We start from the raw sequence: 5,843 nt of genomic DNA on the forward strand, positions 1-5,843 counted from the left end.
ATCTGGCGAACTGGACCACCAGCGACGACACCGCTTTTGCCTTGACCGGGAACTCGCTCTTTCCCTGAGCCCCGGTTCCAACCGAGTGACGAACCGCCCGAGATACAACGGGCGGCACACCACGGCCACCTTCGGGTGGCCGTTCCGCTTTCTGACGGCGCTCAGGGGGCTGGATGGGGGTCGGGTTCAGCCCGACAGGCCGTCGAACGTGGTGGACACCAGCCAGGCAATGATTTGCTCGTTGCTGTGCTGCCCCGAGGCCTTCAACATGCCCAGCACCGGGTCGCAGGCGCGGGCGAACAAGGTGTAGAGCACCAGTTCGGGCGGCAAGGCGGCCTGGATCTGGCCCTGCTTTTGCGCTTCCGTGATCCACACGCCCAGGCGCTCGCTCACCGTCATCAAGCGGTCCAGGTAGTCCTGGCTGCCCAGCAGGGCGGCACGCAAGGCCGAATTTTGTGCGGGCAGGGCAGGCATTTCACCGGCCAGCTGCACCTCCATGGTCCAGCGCACCACCGACTTCAGGCGCTCCACGGCGCTGGCCGGTGGGCTGGCGTCCAGGTTGTCCAGAAACGCCTGCGCCCGCTCCAGCGCCCGGATCATGGCCGCAGCGGCCAGTTTCTCTTTGGAGCCAAAGTGCTTGTACAGGCTGGCTTTGGCAATGCCGACCTCGGCGGCGACCTCGTCCACCGTCATCGCGTCAAAGCCTTTTTCTGCCAGCAGCCGGTTGACCGCGTCGACGATGGCGTGCTCGCGTGCTTGCAGCACCTGCTCTTTGAATGAAATTTTGCCCATGCGGCATCTTAAACCGACAAGGTCATATGCGCACACACCGGTCACAAAAAACACCAAAAGATCACAAAATTACTTTTCAGTTGATTTTGTGAACTGCTTGGTATATATTTTGAACCAAGCAGTCTATTTCGTCTTCAACCCGCAGCGACCCGCGTCGCCGCACCCCGTCAAGGAACCCGCATGGAACGCATCGCAGTCATTGGGTCCGGCATCGCCGGCCTAGCAGCCGCCCGCGAACTGTCCCGGCCAGGGTCCGCCCGCCACGTCAGCTTGTTCGAAGCCGGCGCCCATTTCGGCGGCCACGCCAACACCGTGGACGTGACGCTGGACGGCGTGCGCCACGGCGTGGACACCGGCTTCCTGGTCTACAACGAACGCACCTATCCCGGGCTGATCCGCCTGTTCGCCGAACTCGGCGTGCCCACCACCGCGTCCGACATGTCGTTTTCGGTGCAGGCCCGCGACAGCGGCCTGGAATGGAGCGGCAGCAACCTGTCCAGCGTGTTCGCGCAGCGCCGCAACCTGCTCAAGCCCGCGTTCTGGCGCATGTTGCAAGACATTCTGCGTTTCAACCGGCTCGCCACCGCCCTGGCCGAGCGCGACCAGGACCTGGCGCTGGCCCAGAGCACCGCCGAATTTCTGGACCAGCACGGCTTTGGCCCCAGCTTTCGCGAGTGGTATCTGTTGCCCATGATCGCCTGCATCTGGTCTTGCCCACGCGAGCAGATGTTGGCCTTTCCCATCGGCACCCTGATCCGCTTCTGCCACAACCACGGCTTGCTGCAAATCACCCAGCGCCCGCAGTGGATGACGGTGCGCGGCGGCTCGCGCGAATACGTGCGCCGCATCGTGGCCGAATTGCCCGACGCGCGCCTGAACACCCCCGTGCTGGCGGTCCGCCGCGTGCCCGCCGGGGCCCTGGTGCGCAGCCACCACGGCGCCGAACACTTTGACCAGGTGGTTTTCGCCTGCCACAGCGATCAGACGCTGCGGCTGCTCGGCGACGACGCCAGCGACGACGAGCGCGCGGTGCTCGGGGCCATTCGCTACCAGCCCAACCGCGCCGTGCTGCACACCGATACGGGCCTGATGCCGCGCCAGCGTTCGGCCTGGGCTGCGTGGAACCATGAAACCGGCACCGAAGCCGGTGCGCACGGCCAACGCGGCGTGTGCCTGCATTACTGGATCAACCGCTTGCAGCCACTGCCCTGGGCGCAGCCGGTGATCGTTTCGCTCAACCCCTTGCGCGAGCCCGACCCGGCCCAGGTGATCCAAAGTTTCGAATACGAGCACCCGGTGTTCGACCAAGCGGCCGTTACCGCCCAGGCTCGCGTGGCACAGCTGCAAGGGCAGCGCCGCAGCTGGTTCTGCGGTGCCTGGACCGGTTACGGTTTTCACGAAGACGGCCTGCGCTCCGGTCTGGCGGTGGCACAAGCCTTGGCGCAGCACCACAACGCCCCGCACCAGGAGGCCGCATGACCCAGGCGCGGCCACTGATCGGGGTGGGCCGGATCTGGCACAAGCGCTTGCGCCCCATGCAGCACAGCTTTCAGTACCGCAGCTATTTCTGGCTGTTGCCCATGCGCTCGCTGCGCGCCGAACCGAGCAGCCTGGTGCGGCGCAACCGCTGGGGCTTGATGGCCTTCCACGACCGCGACCATGGCGACGGGCGCGAAGACGCCCTGGCCTGGCTGGACGAGCTGCTGCTGGGCGCGGGCGTCACCGACGCCACCGGCGAAGTCTGGCTGCACAGCTGCCCGCGTGTGCTGGGTTATGTGTTCAACCCGGTGAGTTTCTGGTACGCCCACCGCGCCGACGGCTCCCTGGCCGCTGTGCTGGTCGAGGTCAACAACACCTTTGGCCAGCGCCACGCCTATTTGCTGAACGGCCCCGAGCTGGGTTGGGGCCAAGAGATGCAGGCCAGCAAAGTCTTTCACGTCTCGCCCTTTTGCGCCGTTGAAGGCCGCTACCGTTTCCGCTTTTCTTTCAGCGGTGACGGGCCCCAAGCGCGCGGGCGCACGCTGGTGCGCATCGACCACGACGACGCCACCGGCCCGCTGCTGCAAACCAGTGTGGGCGGGCAACTGCAGCCGCTCACCCGCAGCCACAAGTTGCGCGCGTTTTTCAGCGCCCCCCTGATGAGTTTCGGCGTCATCGCCCGCATCCACTGGCAGGCCTTGCGCCTGGTGCTCAAGCGCCTGCCGTTCTACCGCCAACCGCCTGCGCCTGAGCGCTTTCTGACATGAACCAGCTGACCAGCCCCGCACTCTCTCCACCGTCCACGTCCACGTCCAAAGCCCAGCCAGCGCCTGCGGCCGCGCGCGCCGCCATGGCCTTGTTGTCGCGCCTGGAACACGGCACCCTGGCGCTGCACCTGCCCGATGGCAGCCAACACCTGTTCGGCACGGTGCACCCGACGCGGCACGCCATGTTGCAGGTGCACGACTGGGCGGTTTTCACGCGCACCCTGCAGTCGGGCGACATCGGCTTTGCCGAAGCCTTCATCGCCGGCGAATGGAGCACGCCCGACCTCAGCGCCCTGCTCACCCTGCTCACCGCCAACCGCGACACGCTGGAAAAAGCGGTGTATGGCTCGTGGTGGGGTTCGCTGCTGTACCGCCTGAAGCACGCGCTGAACCGCAACTCGCGCCGGGGCAGTGCGAAAAACATCCACGCCCACTACGACCTGGGCAACGCTTTCTACGCGCAGTGGCTGGACCCGTCCATGAGCTATTCCAGCGCCTGGTTCGAAGGCGATCTCGCGCGCCCACTGACCGGTGCGCAAGACGCCAAGACCCGCCGCGCACTCACCGAAGCGGGTGTGGTGCCGGGTGCGCGCGTGCTCGAAATCGGCTGCGGCTGGGGTGGCTTGGCCGAAGCGGCGGTGCGCGATTTTGGCGCACAAGTCACCGGCGTCACCCTCTCCACCGAACAGCTGGCCTGGGCCCAGAAACGTGTGGCCGATTCGGGCACAGCCTCTGGCTGCGACCTGCGCCTGCAAGACTACCGCGACCTCGCGCCCGAGTTCGAGCAGCAGCCCTTCGACGCCGTGGTGTCGATCGAAATGTTCGAGGCCGTGGGCCGCGAATACTGGGACAGCTATTTCGAGACCCTGCGCCGCTGCCTGAAACCCGGCGGTCGCGCCTGCATCCAGAGCATCACCATCCGCGACGACTTGTTCGACCGCTACGTGAAGTCCACCGACTTCATCCAGCAGTACATCTTTCCCGGCGGCCTGCTGCCCAGCGTGTCGCAGTTCGAGGCCCAGGCCCGGCGCTTTGGCTTCACGGTGGAACGCAAGCTGGCTTTCGGCGCCGACTACGCCGAAACCCTGCGCCGCTGGCACACCCGTTTTCTGGAGCGCGAATCCCAGGCCCGCGAGCTCGGTTTCGACGACCGCTTTGTGCGCACCTGGCGCTTCTACCTGGCCTATTGCGAAGCCGCCTTTGATCTGGGCAATACCGACGTGGTGCAGTTCACACTGCGCCGCGACTGACGTGCACCGCAGCGCACCCGATCCACGCCGCCGCCGGCTCACCGGCGCGGCCCTGTGCCTGGCCCTTGGTCCGGTGCTCGCCAACACGGGCCGTGCAGCGCCCGTGCCCGCCGAGGTGGCCGCCACGCTGGCCGAGCCCCGGCTCATGGGTTCGGCCACGCTGCGCTTTTTTGGCTTGAAGATCTACCAGGCCCGCCTCTGGACCGAAGCCGGCTTTGCCGCGAACGCCTTTCAGCGCCACACCTTTGCGCTGGAGCTTCAATACGCGCGCGCGCTCAACGGCCCCGAGATCGCCGAACGCTCTCTGAAAGAAATGCGGCGCGAAAACACGCTGGACGCAGCGCGCAGCCAAGCCTGGCAAACCGCCATGCAAGCCGCCTTTCCCGACGTGGTCGAGGGCGACCGCCTGACCGGCCTCTACCGGCCCGGTCAAGCCACCCCCTTTTATTTCAACGGCCAGCTCAGAAGCACGGTGGACGACCCCAGCTTCGGCCCGGCCTTCTTCGGCATCTGGCTCAGCCCCGGCACCTCTGAGCCCGATCTGCGCCGCCGCCTGCTGGGAGCCGCGTCTTGACCGCACTGGTCCAGCCGCTACCGGGCACGCACACCGCGTTCAACAACTGGGGCGGCCTGCGCTACGGCGCCCTGGGTTTCGCGCTGGCCTTTCTGGCCTTGCCCTTGTACGTGGTGCTGCCGGCCTTTTACGCCGAACAACACCGCGTGCCGCTGCTCACCCTGGGGCTGATCCTGCTGGCCACGCGCGGGCTGGACGCCCTGCTCGACCCCTTCATTGGCCGCTCGGTGGACGCGGTGTTTGCCCGCTCCACCCGCCAGGCCTGGTGGCTGGGCGCGGTGGCCGCTGCGGTGCTGGCCCTGGGTTTTACGGCCTTGTTTTTCCCACGCGGCGAGGCCGGTGCCTTGTTGCTTTGGCTGGGTCTGGGCCTGCTGGTGACCTACATCGCTTTCAGTGTCTTGACCATCGTTCACCAGACCTGGGGCGTGCGCCTGGGCGGCGACGCCCGGCAACGCGCGCGGGTCGTGGCCTGGCGCGAAGCTTTTGGCCTGGTCGGGGTGCTGGTGGCCAGCCTGTTGCCTTCGCTGTTCGGCATGGGTGTGGCCAGCGTGGTGCTGGCCCTGGCCTTGTTGTTGGGCATGGGTTTGCTGGCCGCTGCACCACGCTCGGTGGCCAAGGCCCACACCGTGGCCGCCCACTGGAAGCTGCCCTGGCGCGGCGCGGCGTTTCGCCAACTGCTGGGGGTCTTCATGCTGAACGGCATCGCCAGCGCCGTGCCCGCGACCCTGGTGCTGTTTTTTGTGCGCGACCGCCTGCAAGCCCCGGGCAGCGAAGCGCTGTTTCTGGGCAGCTATTTCGCGGCGGCGGTGTTGTCGGTGCCACTCTGGGTCGCTGCGGTGCGGCGCCTGGGGCTGTCTGCCGCCTGGTTGTGCAGCATGGGCCTGGCCGTGACCGCCTTTGTTTTTGTGCTCACCCTGGGCGCGGGCGACCAGGCCGGGTTTGTGGTCGTGTGTCTGGCCAGTGGCGCCGCCCTGGGTGCCG

Annotated in this window: 6 protein-coding genes; 5 read left to right on the forward strand and 1 reads right to left on the reverse strand. The window is 66.8% G+C overall.

Annotated elements, in window-relative coordinates; genetic code table 11:
• Nucleotides 1-186: 186 nt before the first annotated feature.
• Nucleotides 187-792, reverse strand: a complete 606-nt coding sequence (locus ABYB95_RS15545; RefSeq protein ID WP_372659473.1) for a TetR/AcrR family transcriptional regulator — start codon at nt 790-792, stop codon at nt 187-189.
• A gap of 180 nt (nt 793-972) precedes the next feature.
• Here ABYB95_RS15545 and ABYB95_RS15550 point away from each other — a divergent pair, with 180 nt between their 5' ends.
• From ABYB95_RS15550 to ABYB95_RS15570, 5 genes are all read left to right on the forward strand, one after another.
• Complete coding sequence (locus ABYB95_RS15550) at nt 973-2,271, forward strand: NAD(P)/FAD-dependent oxidoreductase (RefSeq protein ID WP_372659474.1); 1,299 nt, start codon at nt 973-975, stop codon at nt 2,269-2,271.
• Nucleotides 2,268-3,038: a DUF1365 domain-containing protein gene (locus tag ABYB95_RS15555; protein ID WP_372659475.1), complete on the forward strand. Its 771-nt coding sequence runs from the start codon at nt 2,268-2,270 to the stop codon at nt 3,036-3,038. Before ABYB95_RS15550 ends, ABYB95_RS15555 begins: the two co-directional genes overlap by 4 nt.
• Entirely contained in the window at nt 3,035-4,288 is a 1,254-nt protein-coding gene (locus tag ABYB95_RS15560) for a class I SAM-dependent methyltransferase (RefSeq protein ID WP_372659476.1), read from the forward strand. The genes ABYB95_RS15555 and ABYB95_RS15560 overlap by 4 nt, the downstream gene beginning before the upstream one ends.
• A gap of 1 nt (nt 4,289) precedes the next feature.
• Nucleotides 4,290-4,862 carry a chalcone isomerase family protein gene (locus tag ABYB95_RS15565; protein WP_372659477.1) on the forward strand — a complete coding sequence of 191 codons (573 nt, stop codon included), beginning with the start codon at nt 4,290-4,292 and terminating at the stop codon, nt 4,860-4,862.
• The coding region (locus ABYB95_RS15570) for an MFS transporter (RefSeq protein WP_372659478.1) at nt 4,859-5,843 on the forward strand (985 nt) is incomplete at its 3' end. The genes ABYB95_RS15565 and ABYB95_RS15570, both read left to right, overlap by 4 nt.

Source organism: Hydrogenophaga sp. (assembly GCF_041633695.1).
GTDB lineage: Bacteria > Pseudomonadota > Gammaproteobacteria > Burkholderiales > Burkholderiaceae_C > Hydrogenophaga.